The 23516-nt window shown below is 66.2% G+C and carries 21 protein-coding genes and 1 other RNA gene; 10 read left to right on the top strand and 12 right to left on the bottom strand.

The window, feature by feature from the left end:
* Position 1: 1 nt before the first annotated feature.
* The 3 genes from ACZYSP_RS00005 to ACZYSP_RS00015 all read right to left on the bottom strand — a co-directional run bounded on the left by ACZYSP_RS00005 (position 2) and on the right by ACZYSP_RS00015 (position 4134).
* Positions 2-2446, bottom strand: coding sequence for a hypothetical protein (locus tag ACZYSP_RS00005; RefSeq protein ID WP_489012801.1), 2445 nt, complete (start codon positions 2444-2446; stop codon positions 2-4).
* A 318-nt stretch (positions 2447-2764) separates the two neighbouring features.
* Entirely contained in the window at positions 2765-2911 is a 147-nt protein-coding gene (locus ACZYSP_RS00010; RefSeq protein ID WP_489012802.1) for a hypothetical protein, read from the bottom strand.
* An 881-nt stretch (positions 2912-3792) separates the two neighbouring features.
* Positions 3793-4134, bottom strand: coding sequence for a hypothetical protein (locus tag ACZYSP_RS00015; RefSeq protein ID WP_489012803.1), 342 nt, complete (start codon positions 4132-4134; stop codon positions 3793-3795).
* Between the two features lie 499 nt (positions 4135-4633).
* Between ACZYSP_RS00015 and ACZYSP_RS00020 the strand changes: the two genes are divergently transcribed.
* Complete coding sequence (locus ACZYSP_RS00020; protein ID WP_489012804.1) at positions 4634-5401, top strand: abortive infection family protein; 768 nt, start codon at positions 4634-4636, stop codon at positions 5399-5401.
* Between the two features lie 50 nt (positions 5402-5451).
* Here the strand turns inward: ACZYSP_RS00020 and ACZYSP_RS00025 are convergent, their stop codons facing one another.
* Together ACZYSP_RS00025 and ffs are read right to left on the bottom strand one after the other, a co-directional pair.
* Positions 5452-7059, bottom strand: coding sequence for a tyrosine-type recombinase/integrase (locus ACZYSP_RS00025; protein WP_489012805.1), 1608 nt, complete (start codon positions 7057-7059; stop codon positions 5452-5454).
* A gap of 116 nt (positions 7060-7175) precedes the next feature.
* Positions 7176-7272, bottom strand: an RNA gene (ffs, locus tag ACZYSP_RS00030) — signal recognition particle sRNA small type.
* Positions 7273-7449: 177 nt separating this feature from the next.
* Here ffs and dnaX point away from each other — a divergent pair.
* The 7 genes from dnaX (at position 7450) to ACZYSP_RS00065 (ending at position 14486) form a co-directional block, all read left to right on the top strand.
* A complete protein-coding gene (gene dnaX / locus ACZYSP_RS00035) occupies positions 7450-9300 on the top strand; it encodes a DNA polymerase III subunit gamma/tau (protein WP_093074982.1) in 1851 nt (616 codons plus the stop codon).
* 53 nt (positions 9301-9353) lie between these two features.
* Positions 9354-9686: a YbaB/EbfC family nucleoid-associated protein gene (locus ACZYSP_RS00040; RefSeq protein ID WP_007836669.1), complete on the top strand. Its 333-nt coding sequence runs from the start codon at positions 9354-9356 to the stop codon at positions 9684-9686.
* A gap of 17 nt (positions 9687-9703) precedes the next feature.
* Positions 9704-10294, top strand: coding sequence for a recombination mediator RecR (gene recR / locus ACZYSP_RS00045; RefSeq protein WP_093054337.1), 591 nt, complete (start codon positions 9704-9706; stop codon positions 10292-10294).
* A gap of 205 nt (positions 10295-10499) precedes the next feature.
* A complete protein-coding gene (locus ACZYSP_RS00050) occupies positions 10500-11540 on the top strand; it encodes an ABC transporter substrate-binding protein (RefSeq protein WP_093054339.1) in 1041 nt (346 codons plus the stop codon).
* A gap of 45 nt (positions 11541-11585) precedes the next feature.
* Positions 11586-12401 (top strand): ABC transporter ATP-binding protein, encoded by an 816-nt coding sequence (locus tag ACZYSP_RS00055; protein ID WP_093054341.1) that lies wholly within the window; start codon positions 11586-11588, stop codon positions 12399-12401.
* Positions 12401-13237, top strand: a complete 837-nt coding sequence (locus ACZYSP_RS00060; protein ID WP_093054343.1) for an ABC transporter permease — start codon at positions 12401-12403, stop codon at positions 13235-13237. The genes ACZYSP_RS00055 and ACZYSP_RS00060 overlap by 1 nt, the downstream gene beginning before the upstream one ends.
* A 67-nt stretch (positions 13238-13304) precedes the next feature.
* On the top strand, positions 13305-14486 hold the full coding sequence (locus ACZYSP_RS00065) for a low temperature requirement protein A (protein WP_093074979.1): 1182 nt from the start codon (positions 13305-13307) through the stop codon (positions 14484-14486).
* Positions 14487-14499: 13 nt separating this feature from the next.
* On the opposite strand, the gene ACZYSP_RS00070 is transcribed toward ACZYSP_RS00065, so the two are convergent.
* On the bottom strand, positions 14500-16119 hold the full coding sequence (locus ACZYSP_RS00070; protein ID WP_093074976.1) for a transglycosylase SLT domain-containing protein: 1620 nt from the start codon (positions 16117-16119) through the stop codon (positions 14500-14502).
* Positions 16116-16904, bottom strand: coding sequence for a hydroxyacylglutathione hydrolase (gene gloB, locus ACZYSP_RS00075; RefSeq protein WP_489012806.1), 789 nt, complete (start codon positions 16902-16904; stop codon positions 16116-16118). The genes ACZYSP_RS00070 and gloB overlap by 4 nt, the downstream gene beginning before the upstream one ends.
* Between gloB and ACZYSP_RS00080 the strand changes: the two genes are divergently transcribed.
* Together ACZYSP_RS00080 and rnhA are read left to right on the top strand one after the other, a co-directional pair.
* Positions 16903-17673 carry a class I SAM-dependent methyltransferase gene (locus ACZYSP_RS00080; protein ID WP_256216672.1) on the top strand — a complete coding sequence of 257 codons (771 nt, stop codon included), beginning with the start codon at positions 16903-16905 and terminating at the stop codon, positions 17671-17673. The genes gloB and ACZYSP_RS00080 overlap by 2 nt on opposite strands.
* Positions 17674-17725: 52 nt before the next feature.
* Complete coding sequence (gene rnhA, locus ACZYSP_RS00085; RefSeq protein WP_093054353.1) at positions 17726-18175, top strand: ribonuclease HI; 450 nt, start codon at positions 17726-17728, stop codon at positions 18173-18175.
* A 38-nt stretch (positions 18176-18213) separates the two neighbouring features.
* On the opposite strand, the gene moeA is transcribed toward rnhA, so the two are convergent.
* The 5 genes from moeA to ACZYSP_RS00110 form a co-directional block, all read right to left on the bottom strand.
* Complete coding sequence (gene moeA, locus ACZYSP_RS00090) at positions 18214-19527, bottom strand: molybdopterin molybdotransferase MoeA (protein ID WP_489012807.1); 1314 nt, start codon at positions 19525-19527, stop codon at positions 18214-18216.
* A complete protein-coding gene (gene mobA / locus ACZYSP_RS00095) occupies positions 19524-20159 on the bottom strand; it encodes a molybdenum cofactor guanylyltransferase MobA (protein WP_489012808.1) in 636 nt (211 codons plus the stop codon). Before mobA ends, moeA begins: the two co-directional genes overlap by 4 nt.
* Before the next feature lie 14 nt (positions 20160-20173).
* Entirely contained in the window at positions 20174-21325 is a 1152-nt protein-coding gene (gene moaA / locus ACZYSP_RS00100; protein ID WP_489012809.1) for a GTP 3',8-cyclase MoaA, read from the bottom strand.
* Between the two features lie 59 nt (positions 21326-21384).
* On the bottom strand, positions 21385-22662 hold the full coding sequence (locus tag ACZYSP_RS00105; protein WP_489012810.1) for a serine hydrolase domain-containing protein: 1278 nt from the start codon (positions 22660-22662) through the stop codon (positions 21385-21387).
* 62 nt (positions 22663-22724) lie between these two features.
* A complete protein-coding gene (locus tag ACZYSP_RS00110; protein ID WP_093054363.1) occupies positions 22725-23414 on the bottom strand; it encodes a hypothetical protein in 690 nt (229 codons plus the stop codon).
* Between the last annotated feature and the right edge of the window lie 102 nt (positions 23415-23516).

Consider the following 23516-nt stretch of genomic DNA (forward strand, 5'->3'; position numbering starts at 1 on the left):
GCTAGACGCGTTGCTCAAGCGGCTTGATCAAGCCATCGCCCAGTTCTACGACGACGGGGTCGCCATCGACGAGATCAATGGCGTTTGACGCGGCATCCGCGTCAAGATGACATGGCCGGTCGCTTACGGTCAGGCCGCCTTGGTAGCCGGACATCATTGAGGTCGCCACGTCCATCCCGGGGAGGATGGAGCCCGTGTCGGTCACCTTGTCGGGCATGGCGAGCTTCTGGCCCGCGATGACCCGGATGGGGGCGCCGGAGGGCATCAGCATCGGGTGCAGCCCGTTGTTGTCCGGGAGGCCCAGGGCGATGTCCTTGCCGTCGATCTCCTGCCCGTGGGGCGTCATGAGACCGGGGACCTTGACCTTGAATTCGGCCATGTCCTCGCGGAAGGTCTTCGCGGTGTTCTCCAGTTGACCGTCCACGTCCTTGACGTTGCCGAGGGCATAGACAGGCTTCCCGTTCACCATGTTCAGCGGGTTGCCCAACTCGGTGCCCTTGGACCCATAGGGGTTCGGGACCATCTGGAAGTGCTTGCCTTGACCGGGAAGGAACGTGTAGCCCTTCGCGATCTGCTGCGCCACCACGTCGGCCGCCTTGTCGAAGTCCACCTCGCCAGTCATCTGACGCATGTACGTCGCCTGCCGGTAGAGCATCTCGCGTACTCGCCGCGCATCCTTGGACGGGAGCGAGCTGTCGATGCCCGAGAACCAGCCATCGGAACCGGTGTGCTTTCGCATGGCTGCCGTGATCGCCTTGTCCACCGATAGGTCCACCTCAGCCGGCTTGGCGCCAGGCTTGAACTGGGACCACTCGAAGCGGCCCTTCGCGGCATCGGTCAGGGGCTTGATGTCCCCGCCGTTCGCGAAGTATTGGCCGGCCGTCTGGGCGTCGATGTCGCCACCGATGTAGGCCTTCATAGCGAGGAAGCGCCCGTAGGTCTCATCGTTCGGGAAGTACTTCTCGAGAACTTCGGAGCCCACCTTGTCTTCGAGGGTCCTGTAGCCCCGGTAGACCTGGGCGATCTTCGCGGGATCACGGCCCATCAGGGCGCCGCCGAGCTGCTGCTTGTAGACCTCGCTGGTGCCCTTGGGGCTCGCGGCCTGCACGATGGGGTCCGACAGGAATTCCATGAACTCCTGCGTCGCCTGTTCACTCGCCACGGCATTCGGAATGCCGTAGGTCTTGATGGTCTCGGCCAGGGCGGGCATGGTGGCCTGCCGCTGCACAACGATGTCACGGAGACCCAGTTCGTAGTTCTCGTTCACGATGGCGCCCACGGACTTGCCGAGGTGCGTGGCGACCGTGGGTCCGTCGTGGATGCCGTTGATCGCGCCGTTGACGGCCATGCCAAACACCGAGACCTCGGCCTTGGTCCGCAGCGACTTCTTGAAGGCCGCGTCGAGACCACGGAAGACCTCGGGACCGACGCCGTGTCGGCTGTCGATCTGGTAGGCCTTCTCCTCCATGTCCATGATCTGCGCGGGCGTGACGCCGGGCTGCGCGACGAGTGCTTGGAAGTCTTGGTTCCACTGCTGCACTGCCGTGCCGGCCTCGAAGGTCTTGATGCGGTGCGTCTGCTTGAACAGGTCTTCGGATAGCCGGGTATACGCAGCGGGGTTCCGGGCGGCCCAGGAGTTCGGGCTACCGTCGTCGTAGAGCGCTTTGAGGGTGCCGAGGGCTTGGCCGTAGTTCGTCACGCTCTCGCGGACGATGCCTTCGTGCCACTTGTCGGCCTGGGCCACGTTGCCCCGAGCCATAGTCAGGAGGCGCTGGTGGAGATCGGCAGCCTCGCCTGCCGTGAGGCCATCCGGGCTCGCATTGAGCTTGGACTTTGTGGATTCGAGGACCGTGTTTAAGGTGTTCGTCTCGACCGTCTTGCGCACGTCCTCGTTCGCCTTCGCGACCATCGATTGCGCTTGCTGCGTGAAGGTGTAGAGCTTGCGGGCGTCGTACTGCGGATCGCCCGTACCCTTACCGACTTCCCGTTCATACCAGTCCTTCATGTACTGCTCGGGGTTCACCGAGCCGTCCAGCGGCATGTCGCTCATGTGGAGCTTCGCGGCCTCGGTCATCTTGAAAGCGTCATCGTCCGCTTGCGCGGTGATGAAGGTGCCGGCGTAGTCTTGGCGATCCGCGTAGCGCGGGTCCATCGGCTTGCCTGTCTGTTTATCGGCCAGAGCTTGCCACTTCAGGGCGGTCCTCTCGCGCTCGCTCTGCACGAGATTTTCCTTGTGCACTACATCGGCGGCTTGTTGCAGCGACTGCGCAGCGATGTTGAAGAAGCCAGAAAAGGCGTTGCCGAGGGCCTGGATGGCCTGACCTTGACCTTGAACCTGCGCGGCAGTGGACTTGCCCATCTCGGTGCTCGTGGAGGGTGCGGCGGTCTGCTGAGCCGCTCTGAAATTCGGGGTTGTCTGGAATGACTGCTCGCGTTGTCCTGCCATGTGTGTCTGGTTCCGGTTGGTGAAGGTTGATCGCACCAGCGGACGCCGGTACGCGGACGAGAGCGCCCGTCCCACTGCCCGGGCGGGCGGTGAGGCTGAAGCTCTCAGGATGGGGGAGAGGGACGCACTGGAGACCCAGGGAGTGGGGCTCGATGGGCGCACGGTTTTTGACAAGCCGGTGATACGGCTGTCACCTTGGGTTGTCTTAATCCCCGGCGATACGGTCGTCACCATGCGTGGGTTTAATCGCGGCGGGTGATACGGCTGTCACCTTGGGTAGTTTTGATCCGGTGATACGGTCGTCACCTTGTGCACTTTTCATTCCGGCTGACGCCCGAACCCGCTACGATCTGCGGCATGAATGCCGAGACTGCCCGCCTTGTTGACGCCGAGATAGCCAAGCTTGTCATTGAAGCCGCCAAGATCGGGGATGAGCGGCGGGCGCGACATGCCGACGAGACACATCGCGCAGCCTGTGCGGAGACGTGGACTATGAAGACTGTGCGCGAGGAGATCGTTTACCCCGCGCTTGTCGCGGCGTGCCTAATAGCGGCGGGCGCTGCCTTGTTTGCGGCACTATCGAAACTCGCGGCCTAACCAACACTGCCTCTGCAGTTCTCGTTCGAATCGCGGGGAGTGATTTCCGCCGAGTGAGTAAATCGAGGTGAGGGGCTGGGACAACCTGAAGGCCCCCTAAACGGCCAAGAGCGCACCAGTCAGTAGGCCTATCAGGGCACGCTCTATCCATGCGTCCGTGGCCGCTTCTGGATGCCCCGGCGGGACCAAGAGGTCCACGACGTCCAATGCCTTGTTTGCAAGCGTCAAGAGCGTCACGGGGTCAGGCGCTTCGCCTTTGACCTGTCGAACCTCATGGCCAACGATGACGACGGCGCGAATCACGGGATGTCCTGCGGCTTGATCGGCCGTATACCTCGTGCGGTAGTTTTGAGGTCCTGGCACTTCCTGTGCGCCCACGTGCGGGTGCGGGTCTGTTGGGTCATCCCGCGCCGTGCTGCTAGGCGCTACAGGCGTTTGCGCGATGGCCGTTGGAGGTGGCGACTGCACGATGGTCTTCCGTAACTCGCGTAGCGCTGTGGCGAGTGCTGGGAATCTTTTCGGTTGAGCAGCCTTGTTCGCATGTGCTACTACGTATGAAGCGGTCGGCCCTCGAAGCTCAATCGTCAGAGATGCCGCTCGCACGTCTTGGACCTCCACCCAGGCGCAAGGGTCGCCGTGCGTGCTGGCCGCCCACTGGACCCTGACGGGTCTTCGCAAACTTTTCCCAAGCGCAGCGGCGAACGTCCGAAGCGGTCCCTCAGCATAGGCGGGCGCGTAGGGCATGGGCGTTACGGGGTAATGCTGGCTCGTGCCGACGAGCGACGCGCAGAACGCATGCACACGTTCCGGGCGGCTTCGAGCGCAGCGGGGAAGGTAACGCCCTCGCGCAACGGGAGGCCATCCCGCGACAAGACGGAGGCCTCGCCGGGAACCCCTGCACCGATCACGATGGACACGAGGGCCGTCGGTACTGAACGTGAGTCCTCGGTACAGAGGGCAGCCCAGTGTTGGCCGCAGTCGGTCGAGCCGTATTCGGTCGTTACTGGGCGCTTAAGCGCGGTCGCCATCTGCTCGCGCAGAGCTTCGACGTTGGCGCGTTGAGCGGCAGGGAAATTGAATTGCGTGGTCATGGCTGTGTGTCCTGTTTGTGTGGAGCCGCGACTTTGTCCGCTGATCACAAGATTGTCAGCAGCACGAGTTACCTACTTGAGGGGCTTTCCTCGGCAACTAGCGCGAGTCACCTGCGAAGCACTCGCTTCTCAGTAACTCGCATCTTGTTCAAATGGGACGCGGACTTGCGCGATATCGCCTCGGGCGATCTTCGCGCTTGGAGAAAGTCAACCCCCACAACCACTTTTGTCGTTGAGGTGCTACTTTGCCCCCATGAACGCTGCCGCAAAGCGACCGAGACGTGCCCATCGCTGCACGCGCGGGGCGAGGCGGTCGCCACTAGAGGCGTGGGAAACTCATTAAGGGCGGCGACGGCTTTGAACGGACAATGAGTCCTTCGCAGCCCTTCGCAGCCCTTCGGTCCCGCCTATGGCTAAGCTAATTCCTGCCCCTCTCCTTGCCATCGTTTCGAACATCGTTTCTACGGCAGAGACTCACGCGAGTATGGACAGTCTGTTCATGTACGCCGAAGCCCCCGGCGAGCCGCCGGAGGGCAGTAAACACGTCAAGGCGCAAGAGTGGCTACGGAACACGAACAAGGAGCACCCAGATCCGTTGGCGGTTCTGGGACGGATCATCAGCGGCTACATGGAGGACCCAGTGATGGCTGCGGACTACGTAGCCCCTCAATGGACCCAAGAACACGAATCGACCCTGACGAAGCGGGAGAACGTCCGCAAGATCGAGAAGGTGCTTGCCAACAACGGCTTGCAATACCGTGTCGGGGGCTTCATCACGGGAGGCGGACTCGCACCAAGTAAGACGCTGGGGCAGCTAATCAAAGGCCGGGACATGCCCGCGATCCACCGTGAATTTGATCGAGCTATGGAGACCGTCGAGGCCAAGCCACGAGAGGCCGTCTCTGCCGCCTCTAACATCCTTGAATCGATCTTCAAGACCTACATTGAAGACAACAAGCTGGCGATGCCGGACAAGCAAGATTTGCAACCGGTGTTCAAGGTCGTCCGCGCTGACCTCGGGCTCGATCCTGGAAGCATCGAGGACCAGGACCTACAGCGAATCATCACGGGCCTGTTTTCAATTGTTGACGGTATCGGCGCACTGCGCACGCATGCGGGCAGCGCCCATAGCGAGGGCCGCAAAGGCTACAGGCTCGAACCTCGGCATGCACGTTTAGCCGTCAACGCCGCGCACACCGTCGCGACGTTTGTTATGGAGACATGGGACAAGAAGATCGGCAGCAAACCGCCGTTTGCTGCTGCCTAGCGGCCACGACGACGCGCCGGGCCTATGGGATTCGTAGCTTGATGGTGGAATCAAGCACCCCGCTTCGCGAAGTTGAGATCCGACCAGTCCAGCACTGCTACAGCGGCCACCAGCGCCCCCATGGATGCATGCGTGTACCTCGACTGCACTGCGCCGCTCTCGTGCCCAATCAGCTTGTCGATGATGGTCTCGTTCACGCTGGCCCCAGCTAGTACGGAACGGACATTGTGGCGGCAGGAGTGCGCTGAGAACCTCGGGTCCGGGGCGATGCCGGCGTCCTTGCGGAGGTCCAGGAAGTAGCGGCCCGCAAGCTCGCTGGGGCGCTTTTTACCTGACTGGATGAACGTAGGAAACAGGAAGCGCTCACCGCAGGCCCGCATGGCCTCTACGTGCTCTCGCAGCCCCATTGCCAATACCTGTGGGGCCATCGGGACCACGCGCAGCCCTGCGGCCGTTTTGACGCTTCGGGCCTCATGGCCCTCGGTCGCCATGTCGTGAATCTCAATGGAGAACTGGCCGTCGATCTCCTTCAGGTCTGCCAATTCAAGCTGCGCAATCTCCCCGAGACGACAGCCCGTGTACAGCAGCAAGGGCAGCAGCCAACGGCCCGAGTCGTTCCGGGTGTTGTTGGCCGCGACCAGGGCCTTCAATTGCTCCAGGCGCCACGGGAGCCGCTTGGTCGAATCGGAGGTATCGACCTTGACGCCCACCCATGGATTGACCTTGAGCTTCCCGGAGTCCACAGCCAGATTGAGCAGGGCGACCAGCGGGGATAGCAGGTTGCGGATGGACCGACCCTTGAGGCCCTGGGCGACCAGAGCAGCCCGGTACTTCGCGGCGTGTCCCCGGTCCAAGTCTCCAGCGGCCACAGGGCCGCATGCCTTGGTGAACTCGGCAATGCCGCGCTCGGTGATCTTGATGGCTGCAGGTTTGCGGGTCTTGGCCGCCTTCCAGTCGGCGAGCAGGGTTGCCCAGGAGAGGCCGGCAGAGGGTGCGCCAGGAGAGGCCACAGGAACTGCCTGAACCCCGGAGACCGCTGGAGCCTCTGGGGTGTCAATGAGTTCACCGCGATCCCGGGCGACCGCCTCGGCGCTGGCCTTCGCCAGCACACGGGCCAGCTTCAGCAAGGCCAGCTTCCCGGGCATGCCGCTCCAGTCGATGCGCAGCCCCATCGGCTGGGTTAGGCGCTCCATGCGCAGCGTAATGGCAGACAGGTCTCCAGCAGCGACCATCTGCACCCACTGCTCGGCGATCCAGGCCCGAAGGATCAGGCGCCGCTCAGTAGGGCTCGGGTTGCCTTCCCATTCGTAGGAGGCCAATGCAGCATCCAGACCTTCCGGCTCTACGCGCAGCCGGTCGTCCCCGATCAGCACGGCATGACGGACAGCCTGCGCCAGCGTATCGACCAGTGCAGCGGTGGGAGCTATGGCAGGCTGCGGACGGCGCCGCTCACGCTCGGCCGCCCATTGAGTCTCAAGGTCGGCCCGGATCGCCAGGGCTTTGATGCGGGCTATGGGTTCATCCCGGGTGCCGAGGGTCGCGCGGAAGGCGTAGCGGTCCTCGGGGCCGGCGCGGAGGTCTACCGGCTTGACGATGGTCAGGAAGAACGTTTGACGCCTACGCGTCAGGCCGGGTATCGGTCTCGGTGGTGATGCCATTTGATGGGGCTCCAAGTGGTGAAGTTCACACGTCTGGAGCACATCGGATTACGCGGTAGGCCGCGCCAGCCTTGGAGATTCGCGTTTTCAGAGGAGAAAACGGAATTCTAGAAGAGGTTGACGAGCCTTACCCCTGGCACTGACTACGCAGTTAGGGCTGCTTGGTTCCCCACCTGACCCGGTTGGCCACTTCACCATGCAGGGAGGCCCGTCAGCACGCATTGTAACCCCCCAGGATGCGCGCACTTCGTGTCGCTTCTCCTTCCCCCTGCCGGGGGCGACACCTGAGGCCCCGGCGAAGCCGGTTCCTCGGTGTCCCACGAAAAGGCAGGCTTTTTTGATTGCGGGGTAGGGCTGAGGGCTGGCGCCGTGCCTTTTAGAATGCCCGCAATGTCTTATCTCGTGCTCGCTCGCAAGTTCCGTCCGAAAACCTTCGGTGAGATGGTCGGTCAGGGGCATGTGGTTCAGGCGCTCGAGAACGCGTTGACCACGCAGCGCCTGCATCACGCCTATCTTTTCACCGGCACCCGGGGTGTCGGCAAGACCACGGTCTCGCGGATTCTGGCGAAGTCACTCAACTGCCAGGGGCCGGACGGGCAGGGCGGCATCACGGCCACGCCGTGTGGCGTGTGCCAGGCCTGCCGCGACATCGACTCGGGTCGTTTCGTGGACTACACCGAGCTCGACGCGGCCTCGAACCGCGGCGTGGACGAGGTGCAGTCGCTGCTCGAACAGGCCGTCTACAAGCCGGTGCAGGGGCGCTTCAAGGTCTTCATGATCGACGAAGTGCACATGCTCACGAACACCGCGTTCAACGCGATGCTGAAGACGCTCGAGGAGCCGCCCGAGTACCTCAAGTTCGTGCTGGCCACGACCGATCCGCAGAAGGTGCCGGTCACGGTGCTGTCGCGCTGCCTGCAGTTCAACCTGCGGCCGATGGCGCCCGAGACGGTGCTCGAGCACCTCACCAGCGTGCTGCAGACCGAGAATGTCCCGGCCGAGCCGCAGGCGCTGCGCCTGCTGGCGCGCGCGGCGCGCGGCTCGATGCGCGACGCGCTCTCGCTCACCGACCAGGCCATCGCATTCGGCAACGGCGAGCTGGTCGAGGCCGGCGTGCGTCAGATGCTCGGCAGCGTCGATCGCGGCCATGTGTTCCGCCTGATCGAGGCGCTGGCGCAGGGCGATGGCAGGACGGTGGTCGAGACATCGGAGGCGCTGCGCGTCGACGGTATGTCCGCCGCTTCCACGCTCGAGGAAATGACGGCGGTGCTGCAGGCCATGGCCGTGCTGCAGGCCGTGCCCTCGCGGGCGGAGTCGGCCGATTCCGCCACCGACCCCGACGCTGCAGACACCGCGCGCCTTGCCGCGCTGATGCCGGCCGACGAGACGCAGCTGCTCTACAGCCTGTGCCTGCATGGCCGCGGCGAGCTGGGCCTGGCCCCCGACGAGTACGCCGCCCTGACCATGGTGCTGTTGCGGCTATTGGCCTTCAAACCTTCCAGCGCGGTTGCTTCGACGGCCTCCCCGGAAAAAAAAACTCTGAATGAAGCTGCGGCCGTGGCGCCGGTAGCTCCGGCGCGCACCGTGCCACCTGCTCCGGCCCCGGCGCCGGTGGCTCGCCACCCGGTCGAATCGCCTGCTGCACCCGCGCCAGCGCCTGCCCACGCTGCCTCGGTTCCCGCCGGCCATCGCCTCGCCGTGGTCGACGAACCCCGGCAGGCCGAACCCCGCCCCGGCGCTGCCGCCGAAGCACCCGCCCGGGTTGTCGGCGTGCCCATCCGCGTGCAGCCTCCGCCCAGTGCCCGCGACACGCCACGCGCCGACGAGCCGCGCAGCACATTCACCCCCATTCCGACCAGCGAAGACGGCGATTTCTGGTACGCCACGGTCTCCCAACTGATCGCGGCCGAGGCCATCGCCGCCTTGGCGCGTGAACTGGCACTGCAATCGCAGCTGGTGGGCCGCGACACCGATCAGTGGCTTCTGCGCATCGAGCGTGAAACGCTCAACCAGCCATCCAGCCGCGAAAAGCTGACGGCTGCGCTGGGCAGCCTGGGCCACGACGTCAAGCTCGCCATCGAGATCGGCAGCGTGGTCGACAGCCCCGCGCGCCGCAACAAACAGGCCGCGGACGAGCGGCAGCGCGTGGCCGAAGAGGCCATCCTCAGCGACCCCGAAGTGCAGGCGCTGATGCGCGACTTCGATGCGAAGATCGTCCCTGGCACGCTGAAACCAGCCTGAGCTTCCGTCTCTCTTATCCTTCACCCACTTTCCAACCAGACACAGGACCAACGATGTTCAACAAAGGACAACTGGCCGGCCTCATGAAGCAGGCGCAGGCAATGCAGGACAACCTCAAGAAGGCCCAGGAAGAGCTGGCCCACATCGAGGTCGAAGGCGAATCCGGCGCCGGCCTCGTCAAGGTCGTCATGACCTGCAAGCACGACGTCAAGCGCATCACCATCGACCCCAGCCTGCTGGCGGACGACAAGGACATGCTCGAAGACCTCGTGGCTGCCGCCTTCAACGCCGCCGTGCGCAAGGCCGAGGAAACCAGCGAGCAGAAGATGGGCAAGCTGACGGCCGGCATGCCAGGTCTGCCGCCAGGCATGAAGCTGCCGTTCTGAGCGAGCGGTCGCAATAAATGGCAGACGCCAGTTCGCTCGACGCCTTGGTCGATGCGCTGCGCCGCCTGCCCGGTGTCGGCGTCAAGTCGGCCTCGCGCATGGCATTCCACCTGCTGCAGCACGACCGCGAGGGCGCACAGCTGCTCGCACGCGCACTGCAGCAGGCCGCAGGCCACGTGCGGCATTGCGAGCGCTGCAACACCTTTACCGAGGCGCCGGTCTGCAACGTCTGCCTCGACACGCGGCGCGATGCGAGCAAGCTCTGCGTGGTCGAGACGCCGGCCGACCAGGCCGCGCTCGAACGCACCGGCGCGTTCCGCGGCTATTACTTCGTGCTGATGGGCAAGCTCAGCCCGCTCGACGGCATCGGGCCGAAGGACATCGGCCTGCAGAAGCTCTTCGACCGCGCGCGCGACGGCACGGTGAGCGAGGTCATCCTCGCCACGAACTTCACCGCTGAGGGCGAGGCCACCGCGCACGTGATCGGCGAAGCGCTGAAACAGCACGGCCTGACCGTGACGCGCCTTGCACGCGGCGTGCCGGCAGGCAGCGAGCTCGAGTACGTCGATCTCGGCACCATCGCCCATGCCCTGGTAGATCGCAGGTAGCGCGCACAGCGTTGTCTGGGCACTCGCGTTTCCGCTCGATATCGCAATACTTTTTCCGGCGTGATGAAGCCTTGGCGAAGGCTTCTCGGAGAGGCCTTCGTGCTTACGTGAAAACCCGCACGGGATCACCCCGATGCAGCCCTGTGGTGCGGCCCCTAAGCTCGATTCAGTTCTTACGAGTCACAGAGCCAACGGGCAACGTTTCATGCTTCATCGCCGCACTCTCATTTCAGCTACTGCCGCCATTGCCGCTGCAACCATCGCGTTGCCGCGTGTCTTTGCGCAGCAGGCGAAGCTGGAGAAGACGAAGATCTCCATCGCGGTCGGCGGCAAGGCGGCGTTCTACTACCTGCCGCTCACCATCTCGGAGCAGCTCGGCTACTTCAAGGCCGAAGGGCTCGATGTGGAGATTTCCGATTTCGCCGGCGGCGCGCGTGCGCTGCAGGCGGTGGTCGGCGGCTCGGCTGATGTCTGCTCGGGCGCTTACGAACACACCATCAACCTGCAGGCCAAGAACCAGTTTTTCCAGGCCTTCGTGCTGCAGGGCCGTGCACCGCAGATCGCGGTGGGCGTGTCGACCAAGAACATGGCCGGCTACACCGGCATCCAGGATCTCAAGGGGAAGAAGATCGGCGTCTCCGCGCCGGGCTCGTCGACCAACATGGTGGCCAACCTCGTGCTCTCGCGCGGCGGGCTCAAGGCCAGTGACGTGAGCTTCATCGGCGTGGGCGTGGCGGCCGGCGCGCTCACCGCGCTGCGCTCGGGCCAGATCGACGCCATCAGCAACACCGACCCGGTGATGACGATGCTGGAGCAGAAGGGTGACGTGAAGATCATCAGCGACACGCGCACGCTCAAGGGCACGCTGCAGGTGTTCGGCGGCACGATGCCGGCGGCCTGCCTGTATGCGTCGAGCGAGTTCATCCAGAAGAATCCCAACACCTGCCAGGCGCTGGCGAATGCCATCGTGCACGGCCTGAAGTGGCTGCAGACGGCGGGGCCCGGCGACATCATCAAGACGGTGCCCGAGACTTATCTGCTCGGCGACCGCGCGCTGTATCTTGCGTCGTTCGACAAGGTGCGCGAATCGATCGCCACCGACGGCCTCGTGCCGGTCGACGGCCCCAAGACGGCGCTCACCGCGATCGCAAGCTTCGATACCACCGTGAAGGCCGACAAGATCGACCTCGCGAAAACCTACACCAACGATTTTGCTAGGCGCGCGAAAGACAGGTTCAAAGCCTGATTCCGAACGTCCCCGCGACCCGGCCTCGGCCGGGTTTTTTACGCCATGTCCGATTACGCACTCGAACTTCTCTCCATCAGCTGCACCTTCCATTCGAAGGACGATCCGGGCCAGCGCTACACGGCGGTGGCCGACACCACGCTGCGCATCAGGGCAGGGGAGTTCGTCTCGGTGGTCGGACCCACAGGCTGCGGCAAGTCGACGCTGCTGAACGTGGGCGCGGGCCTGCTCGAGCCCTCTTCGGGCACCGTGAAGGTCTTCGGCCAGACGCTCGAGGGCATCAACACGCGCGCCGGCTACATGTTCCAGACCGAGGCACTGATGCCCTGGCGCAGTGCCGTCGACAACGTGATGGTGGGCCTGCAATACCGCGGCGTGCCCGATGCCGAGGCGCGCGAGCAGGCCGAGGCCTGGCTCTCGCGCGTGGGGCTCTCGGGCTTCGGCGACCGCTATCCGCACCAGCTTTCCGGCGGCATGCGCAAGCGCGTGGCGCTGGCGCAGACGCTGGTGCTCGACCCCGACATCATCCTCATGGACGAACCCTTCAGTGCGCTCGACGTCCAGACGCGCCAGCTGATGGAGAACGAGGTGCTCGACCTCTGGAGCGCGAAGAAGAAGGCGGTGCTGTTCATCACGCACGACCTCGACGAGGCCATTGCGATGAGCGACCGCGTGGTGGTACTGTCGGCCGGCCCTGCGACGCACCCTATCGGCGAGTTCGCCATCGACCTTGCAAGGCCGCGCGACGTGGCCGAGGTGCGCACGCAGCCGCGCTTCGTCGAGCTGCACACCCAGATCTGGGAGGTGTTGCGCGACGAGGTGCTCAAGGGTTATGCGCAGCAACTGAGGAAGGCCGCCTGATGCCGCGCCTCGGACTCAATGAACGCAACGCGCGCTTCTGGCAGCTGGCGCTGCTGGTGGTGATCCTGGTGGCTTGGCACATCGCCTCGCGCAACCAGCAGTTCGCCTTCTTCCTCGGCGAGCCGATCCAGGTGGCGGGCCGCATCTGGAGCTGGTTCCTGCCTTTTGAACTGCCGGCCAATGCGCTCTTTCCCGAAGGGCTGAAAGGCAATGCCGACATCTACCAGCACCTGGGCACCACGCTGCTGGAGACGGTGCTGGCCTTCGTCATCGGCACAGTGCTGGGCCTGGCCTGCGGGCTGTGGCTGGCGCTCGCGCCCACGGCGAGCCTGATCCTCGACCCGTACATCAAGGCCGCCAATTCGATGCCGCGCGTGATCCTCGCGCCCATCTTCGCGCTGTGGTTCGGGCTGGGCATCTGGAGCAAGGTGGCGCTGGCGGTCACGCTGGTGTTCTTCATCGTGTTCTTCAACGTCTACCAGGGCGTGCGCGAGGTGAGCCCGGTGGTGCTGGCCAACGCGAAGATGCTGGGCGCCAACCAGCGGCAGCTGCTGCGCACGGTGTACCTGCCGAGCGCGACCAGCTGGGTGTTTTCCAGCCTGCACACTTCGGTCGGCCTGGCCTTCGTGGGTGCGGTGGTGGGCGAGTACCTGGGCTCGGCGCGGGGCGTGGGTTATCTGATCCTGCAGGCGGAGGGCACCTTCGACGTCAACACGGTGTTCGCCGGCATTGTGGTGCTCACGGCCTTTGCGCTGGCGCTCGACGGGATCGTAGGGCTCATCGAAAAGCGCCTGATGAAGTGGCAGCCGAAGACCGGCGAGACCGAAAAGCTCTAGAGCCCTCATGCGATGATCCTGCGCGGCGCTGAGGAGTGCCGCAACGATCCACGGGGGTAAACGAACAATGAGCCACGACCACAAGCGGGCCACGACCTTGCGCTCGCGCGACCAGGCCGCCAAGGTTTCGAACGAAGAGCTGTTCTTCGACCTGGTCTACGCGTTTTCAGTCACGCAGCTTTCCCACTACCTGCTGGACCACCTCACGCTATTGGGGGCGCTGCAGACGCTGGTCATGTGGTTCGCCGTCTGGCTGGGCTGGCAGTACACGGCCTGGACCACCAACTGGTTCAACCCCAGCGCGCTGCGCATCCGCGGCGTACTGTTCGCAATCATGCTGCTGGCGATGGTGATGGCCTCGGCGCTGCCAGGGGCCTTTGCCGAGCGGGGACTGGCGTTCGCGCTGTGCTTTGTGGGCATCCAGGCGGGGCGCACGCTCTGCATGCTGATCGCCATCGGCCCCAACGATCCGCTCACGCCCAACTTCCGCCGTCTGCTGGCCTGGAACTGCGTGGCCGGGGTGTTCTGGATTGCCGGTGGCCTGGTCGACGGGCCGGCGCGTCTCGCACTCTGGTTCGGCGGCGTGCTGTGCGAGTACATCGCACCGATGATCGGCTTGCGCTTTCCGGGCCTGGGCCGTTCGCTGACCAGCGACTGGACCATCGACGGCGGCCATCTCGCCGAGCGCTGCCAGCTGTTCGTGATCGTCGCGCTGGGCGAGTCGGTGCTGGCCACCGGCATCGCCTTCGGGCACCACCCCGAATGGCACGGGAGCGATCTGTTCGCGCTGCTCGTGGGCTTCGCGGGCAGCCTGGCGATGTGGTGGATGTATTTCGACACCAGCGCCAAGGAGGCGACCCACGTCATCGAGCATGCAGCGGACCCGGGCGGCGTCGGCGCCAAGTTCCACTACACGCACGTCATTCTGGTGGCGGGCATCATCGTCTGCGCTGTGGCGGACGAGCTGACGATCGGAGAGGGCTCGCACCATGCCGAACTCAAGTACCTCGGTGCGCTGATCGGCGGACCGGCGCTCTATCTGTTCGGCAATGCGCTGTTCAAGCGCGTGGTGCGCGGCTTCCTGCCGCAATCGCATCTCTATGGGCTGGGCCTGCTGGCGGTGCTTGCGGTCTTCGCGTCGCACATGACGGTGATGGTGGTGGGCACGCTCACCACGGTCATCATGATCGCCGTGGCCGCGCTGGAGGCGGTGGTACGCCGCAGGGCGTGGGCCGCCAAGGCCCACTGAAGCGCGACCAGCCTTAGCGCTTCTTCTTTGCCGGCGTGCCGCCGCGCTTCTCGCGCACGACCTGCTGCTTGCTGCTGGCGGGCACCTTGGCCACATTGGAGCCCCGCGGCGCGGCCGCCTTCGAGGACGCACCGCCACGGCGTGCGGGAGCGGCCGTGACATGCGACGTCTGCACGGGCCGGATGCCGGTGCCCGCGCGGGTCGCAACCGTCGCGCGAACGGGCAGATACACCACCACGCTGTAGCCACGCTTGAACGCGTGATTGGGCTTCACGTCGTTCCACTCGGCCACGTTGGCCGGCTTGAGGTTGTAGCGGCGCGCGATGCTGGCAACGCTGTCGGCGCGCCCGGCCTTGACGGTCGTGCGGCGCGTGACGATCTCGGGCTGGAAGCTCAGGTGGCCGCCGTCGGCCACCACGGCCGCCACGTCTTCCTTCACGCGGGCGCCGCGCGGCACGATCAGCGTCGAGCCGGCCTTGATGAGCATGCGCGGCGGCACGTTGTTCATGGCGCGCAGGTCGGCTTCGCTCATGCCCGAGCGCTGGGCTGCGTCGGCCACCGTCATGGTGTTGGGCACGACCCAGGCGGTCCAGCTGGCGTACTGGCCCTGCGAATAGGCATCGAAGTTGCGCTGGAACACGGCCGCGTTGTCCCACGGCAGCAGGATCTGCGGCGTGCCGGCCGCGATCAGCACGGGTTTGTGCGCTGCGGGGTTGAGCGCGCGGAAGTCGTCGAGCCGAACGTCGGCCAGCTTGGCGGCGAGCTCCACGTCGAGGTCGCGCGTGAGCGTGACGGTCTGGAAGTACGGGTGGTTGGCGATCAGCGGCAGTTCGGTGTTGAAGGCCTGCGGGTTCGCCACGATGTTCTTCACGGCCTGCAGCTTGGGCACGTACATGCGCGTTTCGGCGGGCATGGTGAGGTCGCTGTAGGTGGTGGGCAGGCCCAGGCGCTGGTTCTTGGCGATGGCGCGGCTCACGCTGCCTTCACCCCAGTTGTAGGCGGCCAGGGCCAGTTGCCAGTCGCCGAACATGCCGTAGAGCTTCTGCAGGTAGTCGAGCGCGGCGCGGGTGGAGGCCACCACGTCGCGGCGGTCGTCACGGAAGATGTTCTGCTTCAGGTCGAAATCGGTACCGGTGGCCGGCATGAACTGCCACATGCCCGCGGCGCGCGCGCTGGAGATAGCCTGAGGGTTGAACGCGCTCTCGATGTAGGGCAGCAGCGCGAGTTCGGTCGGCATGTTGCGCCGCTCGAGTTCCTCGACGATGTGGAAGATGTACTTGTTCGAGCGCTCCGTCATGCGCTGGATGTAGTCGGGCCGGCTGGCGTACCACTGCTCGCGGTCGCGCACCAGGTCGCTGTCGAGGTTGGGCATCTTGAAGCCGCGGCGGATGCGGTCCCACATGTCGACCGGCGGCGCGAGCGTGACCACGCTCTGCGAATGGGCCTGGCCGCTGGGGAGGGGGGAGAGCGAGTCGCGCGGGTAGATGGGGGCCGCGCTGCCGGCGACCTTGGAGCCGGTGCCGCCGGCCTGGGGTGACGATGAAGAAGAGGGGGAGGAGCTGTTGTTGTTCGTGCCCGCGCAGCCCGCGAGCACCAGTGAACCTGCAAGGCAGGTGGCAGCGATAAATTTCATCGGAAGTCGTTTTTCCATTGGCGCAGTGCGGCAAACACGTCGGCTTCGGCTGCATCGGCAGCCAGCTCGGCGTGGGCACGCACCGCTCTAAGGACAGTGGCTTCGCGGCTGCGAAGAAAGGGGTTGACCTGGCGTTCGATCGCCAGTTGTGACGGCAGCGTGGGCTGCCCCTTCGCGCGCAGGCTTTCGCAGCGCGCGTTGTAGTGACTCAGTTCGGCGTTGGCCGGTTCCACCGCCTGGGCGAAACGCAGGTTAGAAAGTGTGTACTCGTGAGCGCAGCAGATACGCGTGTCGCCGGGCAAAGCGGCGAGTGCATCGAGCGAGGCCAGCATTTGCGCAGGCGTGCCCTCGAACAGCCGTCCGCAGCCACCGGAGAACAGCGTGTCGCCACAGAACAGCAGCGGTGCGTCGTTGAGCGCGGTTTGCGCGGCGGGGAGGAAGTAGGCGATATGGCCGGCCGTATGGCCCGGCACGTCGATGACCTCGAAGCGCAGGCCGAGCACTTCCGCGATGTCGCCCTGCGCCAGCGGCGTGTACGGCTCGGGAATGCGCTCGCGTGCGGGCCCCCAGATCGGGGCGCCGGTGGCTGTATGCAGCGCGGCCACGCCCCCCGTGTGATCGGGGTGGTGGTGCGTGACTAGAATCGCGGCCAGCTGCAGCTTGTGGCGCGCCAGCGCGTCGAACACCGGTTGGGCATCGCCCGGATCCACCACGATGGCGTGGGACCCGTCGTGCAGCATCCAGATGTAGTTGTCAGCGAAGGCGGGCAGCGGAACAAGGGTCATGAGCGGTCAAATTATAGGTTTGCAGGATTGGTTCGCGACCCCCCCGGGGCGCTACCTTCTGGCTTGGGAGCAGGCCCAGTTCGATCAGGCGGTGGCCGATGTGTTCGGCTATCACGCGCTGCAGCTGGGCGCGGCAGAGGTCGACGGGCTGCGCGCCAACCGCATGCCGCACCGCTGGCTGGCGCTGGACGACCCCGCCCGCGCCAGCAAGGCAACGCTCCTGACCGACTTCGCGGCGCTGCCTTTTGCAGCCAACAGCCTCGACCTGGTGGTGATGCCGCACGCGCTCGAACTGAGCCCCGACCCGCACGCCACCCTGCGCGAGGTCGAGCGGGTGCTGGTGCCCGAAGGCCGCGTGGTGATCTGCGGGCTCAACCCGGCCAGCCTCTGGGGCATGCGGCAGCGCCGCGCGCACATCTACCGCCGGCTGGGCATCGGCGATCTCTACCTGCCCGAAGGCGGGGAGTTCATCGGCTACTGGCGCATGCGCGACTGGCTGCGCCTGCTGAGCTTCGAGGTGGAGTCGGGCCGCTTCGGCATCTACCGGCCGGCGGTGCGCAGCGAGGCCTGGCTGGAGCGCTCGCGCTGGATGGACGCCGCCGGCGAGCGCTGGTGGCCGATCTTCGGTGCGGCCTACTTTCTGGTCGCGGTGAAGCGGGTGCGCGGCATGCGCCTGCTGAGCGCCGACTGGCGGCGCGCAGGCGCCCGCGCCACCGCGCCCGTGCCCATTGCCGGCAAGGTGCATCGCAGCGAGCCGAACAAGAATTGAAATGATCGAAATCGAATGAAGAGGATCGAATGAAAGAGAAGGAAAAGTCAGTTTGAACGAAGTCGTGATCTACACCGATGGTGCGTGCAAGGGCAATCCCGGCCCCGGTGGCTGGGGCGCGTGGCTCAAGTCGGGCGCCACCGAGAAGGACCTGTTCGGCGGTGAACTCAACACCACCAACAACCGCATGGAGCTGACCGCCGTCATCGAGGGCCTGGCCGCGCTCAAGCGGCCCTGCAAGGTGCTGCTGTATCTCGACAGCCAGTACGTGCGCAAGGGCATCACCGAATGGATCCGCGGCTGGAAGGCCAAGGGCTGGCTCACCGCGAGCAAGCAGCCGGTAAAGAACGTCGAGCTCTGGCAGCGGCTCGACAAGCTGGTGAGCGAAGGCGGCCACCAGATCGAATGGCGCTGGGTCAAGGGCCACTCGGGCGATCCGGGCAACGAGCGCGCCGACATGCTGGCCAACAAGGGCGTGGACAAGGCGCTGGGGCGCCTCTGAGCCGGGCGGCCGCGGGCCGCTCTTTCTTTTACAGGCGGCTAGATCACGCCGTCGAACATCATCACGTCGACTTCGTCGCCCGCCGCCACGCTGCCTTGATCGTGGTGCAGCACCACGAGCCCGTTGGCCTCGACCATCGAGCTGAGCACCCCGGAGCCCTGGTGGCTCCCAACGCACACTTCGGGCAACGCGCCCCGCACGTTCTTCACGAAGCCGCGCTGGTATTCGGTGCGGCCCGGCTTCTTGCGGATCGGGCTCGTGCTGCGCGCGCGCAGCAGCGGTGGCGGCGCGGCGGCTGCTTCATGGCAGCCCATCATGCGCAGCAGCGCCGGCCGCACGAAGGCCAGGAAGGTGACCATCACCGCCACCGGATTGCCCGGCAGGCCGAACAGCACGGCCGGCTGCGGTGAGGCCTCACGCGGAATCAACCCCACAGCGAGTGGACGGCCCGGGCGCATGGCCACGCGCCAGAACGCCATGTCGCCCAGCTGCTGCATCACGTCGCGCGTGTGGTCGGCCGCGCCCGCGCTGACGCCGCCGCTGGTGACGATGGCATCGGCCTCGCGCGCGGCGCGCTGCAGCGTGGCGGCGAGCGTGGCCGGGTCGTCGCGCACCAGGCCGAGGTCGATCACCTCGCAGCCCAACCGCGTGAGCAGGCCGATCACGGTGTAGCGGTTGCTGTCGTACACGGCGCCTTCGCGCGGCGCGTCGCCGAGGCTCAGGATCTCGTCGCCGGTCGAAAAACAGGCCACCCGCAGCCGCCGCAGCGCGGGCACGCCCGGCAGGCCGAGGCTCGCGACCATGCCGAGCGCGGCGGGCGAGAGGCGTTCGCCCTTGTGCAGCGCGGGCTGGCCCTTCATCAGGTCTTCGCCCGCGAAGCGGCGGTTGTCGCCGCGGCGCAGCACCTTGGCCGGGAAGCACACGCGGTCGCCGTCGACCTTGCAGAACTCCTGCGGAATGACGGTGTCGAGGCCCGCCGGCATCATTGCGCCGGTCATGATGCGCACCGCATCGCCCGCGCCCAGCGCGCCGCGCCAGGCCGCACCGGCCAGCGCCGTGCCCGCCACGCGCAGCGTGATGGAGGCGTCGATGGGGGCGTCCTTGGGCAGCACCGAGCCGTCGAAGGCGTAGCCGTCCATGGCGGAGTTGTCGTGCGGCGGCACGCTGATGGGCGAGACGATGTCTTCGGCCAGCACGCGGCCGAGGGCATCGAGCAACGAAACGCTTTCGCGCTGCGTGACGACGGCCGTGGCCGTCAGTTGCGAAAGGAAGGCGTGGACGGCCTCGACGCTCAGGTCGGCGGCGTCGTCATAGCCCGTGAGGGTGGAAGCGATGTCTGCGATGCGGCTCATCGGTTTTCGAGTGCGTGCAGTTCGGCCAGGGTGTTGGCGTTGAAAAAGGCGTCGGGCGCGTCGCCGGGGCGGTCGAAGGGCACGTGCACCGTGCGGTGCTGCGCGGTCCATGCGTGGACCCTGCGGCCGCCGGCTTCGGTGTAGCGCTGCAGGCTGCCGCGCAGGTCGGCGCGCAGCAGGCAGAAGACGGGTTGGGGGCGCAGCACTACGTCACCCTCGGCGGCTTCGGGCGCGGTGGCGATGGCGATCTCCGCATTGCCGGCAACGACCGCTTCGGCGAGCCGGGCGGCCAGGTCGGTCGGGAACAGGGGGGTGTCGCAAGGCACGGTCAGCAGCCAGGGCGTGGTGCAGTGCTCCAGCCCGGCCAGAAAGCCCGCGAGCGGCCCCGCATAGTCCGCGAGGCTGTCGGGCCACACCGGCACGCCGAAGGCTTCGTAGTCGGCGAGGTTGCGATTGGCATTGACCATCAGCCGGCCGACCTGCGGCCCCAGCCGCCGTATTGCATGCAGCGCCAGCGGTTCGCCGTTGAAAGGCTGCAGCCCCTTGTCGACACCGCCCATGCGCGAGCCGCGTCCGCCGGCCAGCAGCAGCCCCGTGATGTCGGCGGTTGCGATGGTGGCGTGCGCGGGCATGGCGGCCGCCTGCGTCATCCGCCGATGTAGCTCATCTCGACGCGGCGCGGGGCCTTGTCGCCGGCATCGCCACTGTCGTCGTCCGGACCGTGCAGGGCGCGCAACTCGGAGTAGCGGTCGGCGCGGCCCTGCCAGATGTGGCCGATGGCCGAGGAGATGTCGTCGTCGCTGGCGGTGCCGCGCAGCAGTGGGCGCAGGTCGTGGCCGGCGCTGGCGAAGAGGCAGAGGTAGAGCTTGCCTTCGGTCGACAGGCGCGCGCGGCTGCAGTCGTGGCAGAAGGCCTGGGTGACGCTGCTGATCACGCCGATTTCGCCGGTGCCGTCGGCATAGGCCCAGCGCTGGGCGGTTTCGCCGGGCGTGGCGGCTTCGAGCGGCACCAGCGGAAATTCGGCATGGATGCGCGCGATGACGTCGGCCGAGGGCAGCACTTCGTCCATGCGCCAGCCGTTGGTGGCGCCCACGTCCATGTACTCGATGAAGCGCAGCACCACCTTGCCGCCGTGGTGCGTACGGAAGTAGCGGGCCATCGGCAGGATCTCTTGATCGTTGGCGCCGCGCTTGACCACCATGTTGACCTTGATGGGGCCGAGGCCAGCGGCGATTGCCGCGTCGATGCCGGCGAGCACGTCGGCCACCGGAAAGTCGACGTCGTTCATGTGGCGGAACACGGCGTCGTCGAGGCTGTCTAGGCTCACCGTCACGCGCTGCAGGCCGGCAGCCTTGAGCGCGCCGGCCTTGCGCGCGAGCAGCGAGCCGTTGGTGGTGAGCGTCAGCGCCAGCGGCTCGCCGGCGGGTGTGCGGATCTCGGCGAGTTGTTCGATGAGCCCCTCGATGTTCTTGCGCAGCAGCGGCTCGCCGCCGGTCAGCCGGATCTTGCGCACGCCGTGGGCGGCGAACAGGCGGGCCAGCCGCGTCATTTCCTCGAAGCTCAGCAGCGCGCTGTGCGGCAGGTACTTGTAGTCCTTGTCGAACACATCCTTCGGCATGCAGTAGCTGCAGCGGAAGTTGCAGCGGTCGGTCACGCTGATGCGCAGGTCGGTCATGGGCCGGCCCAGGCGGTCGAGCAGCAACCCCGTGGCGGGCACGGCAATCTCCGGTACGGCCACGGCGGGGCGTGCGCGGCTGATCGTGGAGATCGGGATGACGGTGCTGCTGCTGTTCTTCATGGCTTCGTGGAAGGGGGTTCCGATTTTGCGCCAGGCCCCAAGGGCCTGTGAATCGGAGGCTACTTGATCACCGCCGCATAAATCATGTCCCGGGTCAATGTTCTGTAATGTGTTCTGTACTTTGGCGACTGCAGCATGAGCACGACGAACATCTCGTTCTTCGGGTCGACCCACATGTAGGTGCCGCCCGCGCCGCCCCAGTTGTATTCACCGTCGGCCGACGGGTAGGGCGCCTCGCCGTCGTTGCGGCGCACGGCAAAGCCCAGGCCGAAGCCGTAGCCCGGGCCCGGCAGGTAGAGCGGGCCGGGCACGATGCCGGCGCCCGCGTTGGAGTGGTCGGCGGTCATCAGCGCGATGGTGCGCGGGCCGAGGTAGCGCTTGCCGTCGAGCGAGCCGCCGTTGAGCAGCATCTGCAGGAAGCGCGCGTAGTCGTTCGCTGTCGACACCAGTCCGCCGCCGCCCGATTCGTACTTGCGCACGACGCGCGGGTCGTTGAACTCGGCGCCCACGCCGAAGCTGCGGTCGCTGGCCAGCGGCTCGGCAATGCGCGGCTGGCGCGCCGGTTCTGGCACGTAGTAGCTGGTGTCCTTCATGCCCAGCGGGTCGAGCAGCCGGGTTTTCTCGAACTGGTAGAGCGACTGGCCCGACACCACCTCGATCACGCGGCCGAGGATGTCGGTCGACTGGCTGTACTCCCAGGTCGTGCCGGGCTGGTAGGCCAGCGGCAGCTTGGCGAGGCGCTGGGAGAACTCGGCCAGCGTCGGGTCGCCGGCGCCCAGGTCGGCGGCGTTGTAGGCTTGCTTCACGAGGCCCGGGCCGAAGAAGCCGTAGGTCAGGCCCGATGTGTGGCGCATCAGGTCCTGCACGGTGATCGGGCGGCGCGCGGGCACGGTGTCGAGCACCGGCTTGCCGTCGGCGCCGGGCTTCTCGACGCCCACCGTCATGGTGGCGAACTCGGGCAGGTACGTCGAGATCGGGTCGTCGAGCTTCAGCCGGCCGTCTTCCACCAGCATCATCGCGGCCACCGTGGTGATGGGCTTGCTCATCGAATAGATGCGGAAGATGCCGTCGCGCGGCATTGGAGTGCCGGCCACAGGGTCGAGCTTGCCGACCGGCTCGAACCACGCGACCTTGCCCTGGCGCGCCACCAGCAGCACCGCGCCCGGGATCTTGCCGGCGGCCACGTCGGCCTTGAGCACGTCGGTGAGCATCTGCAGGCGCCCGGTCGAGAGGCCGACCTGTTCGGGCCTGGCTGTCGGCAGCGATTGCGCCGCCGCCAGCAGGGGAAGGGCCAGGCCGAGCACGGCCGCGCGCAGGCTGCGCTTCAGGAATCTCATGGTGTTGTCTCCGTCTTGTTGTGAATGGAAAACCTGTGCCGCCTCTCGTGGGCGGCTGCGGGCTATCCGCGGCAGAGCTTCAGGTTCGTGCGGGTGGCGCGGACCACGGGCAGGAAGATCTCGGCGTCGGCCGGCGGGTAGTTGTCCTTGATGCCGTCGTCGGTGCGGTCGGCGTCCTCGGCCAGCGGCTGCAGGGTCTTGAGGCAGGCGGCGCGGTCGTTGAGCTTGAACTGGGTGAGCGCGAGGTCGTTGCGCAGCCAGGCCTTGGTGATCCAGTCGAGGGTCTTGTCGCAGTCCGACAGTACGGGAGCGAGGGTGGTCTGCGCGGCAGCGTAGTCCTTCGCGTCGTACTGGCGCTTGAAGGTCTTGCGCGAGTTGGCCACGGCCTTGTCGGTGCAGGCGGGGATGGGGCGGGTGTAGGTGCCCTCGAAGCCGGCGCGCGCGCCGCAGTTGTCGCGGCATTGATCCGCGCCGTTGGTCGTGACCTGCACCTTGTCGGCGTTGACCGCGAAGTTCACCACGCACGCCGAGTCGTCGAGCTTGGCCTTGCCGCGCACGATGGTGCCGTCGAGTGCGCAGGTGTGTGCGTTGGCGCCGATGGTGGTGATGTCGAAGTGCCCGTCGGGCTTGACGCGCAGCGAGCCGCTGCCCCGTTCGTAGATGTAGTCGCCGGCCGGCGGCGTGGCGGTCTGCGCGGCGGCGAGGCCGGCGCAGGCGAGCAGGGCGAAGGGAAGGATGCTCTTGAGCTTCATCGTTGGAAATCTCCCGGGGAAACGTGCCGCAGCGCAGTGTATCTATCGTTGCCGAAAGCTTCCTGAAATGGCCGGTTTGCGCCATCTCTGCCGCAGATGTCT

This window comes from Variovorax sp. F042, from assembly GCF_057814215.1.

What these genes read in the sequence shown, in the direction of transcription:
- moaA (WP_489012809.1), bottom strand. Translation starts at nt 21,325, where the DNA reads ATGAAGAACAGCAGCAGCACCGTCATCCCGATCTCCACGATCAGCCGC.
- dnaX (WP_093074982.1), top strand. Translation starts at nt 7,450, where the DNA reads ATGTCTTATCTCGTGCTCGCTCGCAAGTTCCGTCCGAAAACCTTCGGT.
- gloB (WP_489012806.1), bottom strand. Translation starts at nt 16,904, where the DNA reads ATGACCCTTGTTCCGCTGCCCGCCTTCGCTGACAACTACATCTGGATG.
- ACZYSP_RS00050 (WP_093054339.1), top strand. Translation starts at nt 10,500, where the DNA reads ATGCTTCATCGCCGCACTCTCATTTCAGCTACTGCCGCCATTGCCGCT.
- ACZYSP_RS00105 (WP_489012810.1), bottom strand. Translation starts at nt 22,662, where the DNA reads ATGAGATTCCTGAAGCGCAGCCTGCGCGCGGCCGTGCTCGGCCTGGCC.
- ACZYSP_RS00110 (WP_093054363.1), bottom strand. Translation starts at nt 23,414, where the DNA reads ATGAAGCTCAAGAGCATCCTTCCCTTCGCCCTGCTCGCCTGCGCCGGC.
- ACZYSP_RS00055 (WP_093054341.1), top strand. Translation starts at nt 11,586, where the DNA reads ATGTCCGATTACGCACTCGAACTTCTCTCCATCAGCTGCACCTTCCAT.
- mobA (WP_489012808.1), bottom strand. Translation starts at nt 20,159, where the DNA reads ATGCCCGCGCACGCCACCATCGCAACCGCCGACATCACGGGGCTGCTG.
- ACZYSP_RS00020 (WP_489012804.1), top strand. Translation starts at nt 4,634, where the DNA reads ATGTACGCCGAAGCCCCCGGCGAGCCGCCGGAGGGCAGTAAACACGTC.
- ACZYSP_RS00005 (WP_489012801.1), bottom strand. Translation starts at nt 2,446, where the DNA reads ATGGCAGGACAACGCGAGCAGTCATTCCAGACAACCCCGAATTTCAGA.
- ACZYSP_RS00070 (WP_093074976.1), bottom strand. Translation starts at nt 16,119, where the DNA reads ATGAAATTTATCGCTGCCACCTGCCTTGCAGGTTCACTGGTGCTCGCG.
- ACZYSP_RS00010 (WP_489012802.1), bottom strand. Translation starts at nt 2,911, where the DNA reads ATGTGTCTCGTCGGCATGTCGCGCCCGCCGCTCATCCCCGATCTTGGC.
- ACZYSP_RS00025 (WP_489012805.1), bottom strand. Translation starts at nt 7,059, where the DNA reads ATGGCATCACCACCGAGACCGATACCCGGCCTGACGCGTAGGCGTCAA.
- ACZYSP_RS00015 (WP_489012803.1), bottom strand. Translation starts at nt 4,134, where the DNA reads ATGACCACGCAATTCAATTTCCCTGCCGCTCAACGCGCCAACGTCGAA.
- moeA (WP_489012807.1), bottom strand. Translation starts at nt 19,527, where the DNA reads ATGAGCCGCATCGCAGACATCGCTTCCACCCTCACGGGCTATGACGAC.
- ACZYSP_RS00060 (WP_093054343.1), top strand. Translation starts at nt 12,401, where the DNA reads ATGCCGCGCCTCGGACTCAATGAACGCAACGCGCGCTTCTGGCAGCTG.
- ACZYSP_RS00065 (WP_093074979.1), top strand. Translation starts at nt 13,305, where the DNA reads ATGAGCCACGACCACAAGCGGGCCACGACCTTGCGCTCGCGCGACCAG.
- ACZYSP_RS00040 (WP_007836669.1), top strand. Translation starts at nt 9,354, where the DNA reads ATGTTCAACAAAGGACAACTGGCCGGCCTCATGAAGCAGGCGCAGGCA.
- ACZYSP_RS00080 (WP_256216672.1), top strand. Translation starts at nt 16,903, where the DNA reads ATGAGCGGTCAAATTATAGGTTTGCAGGATTGGTTCGCGACCCCCCCG.
- recR (WP_093054337.1), top strand. Translation starts at nt 9,704, where the DNA reads ATGGCAGACGCCAGTTCGCTCGACGCCTTGGTCGATGCGCTGCGCCGC.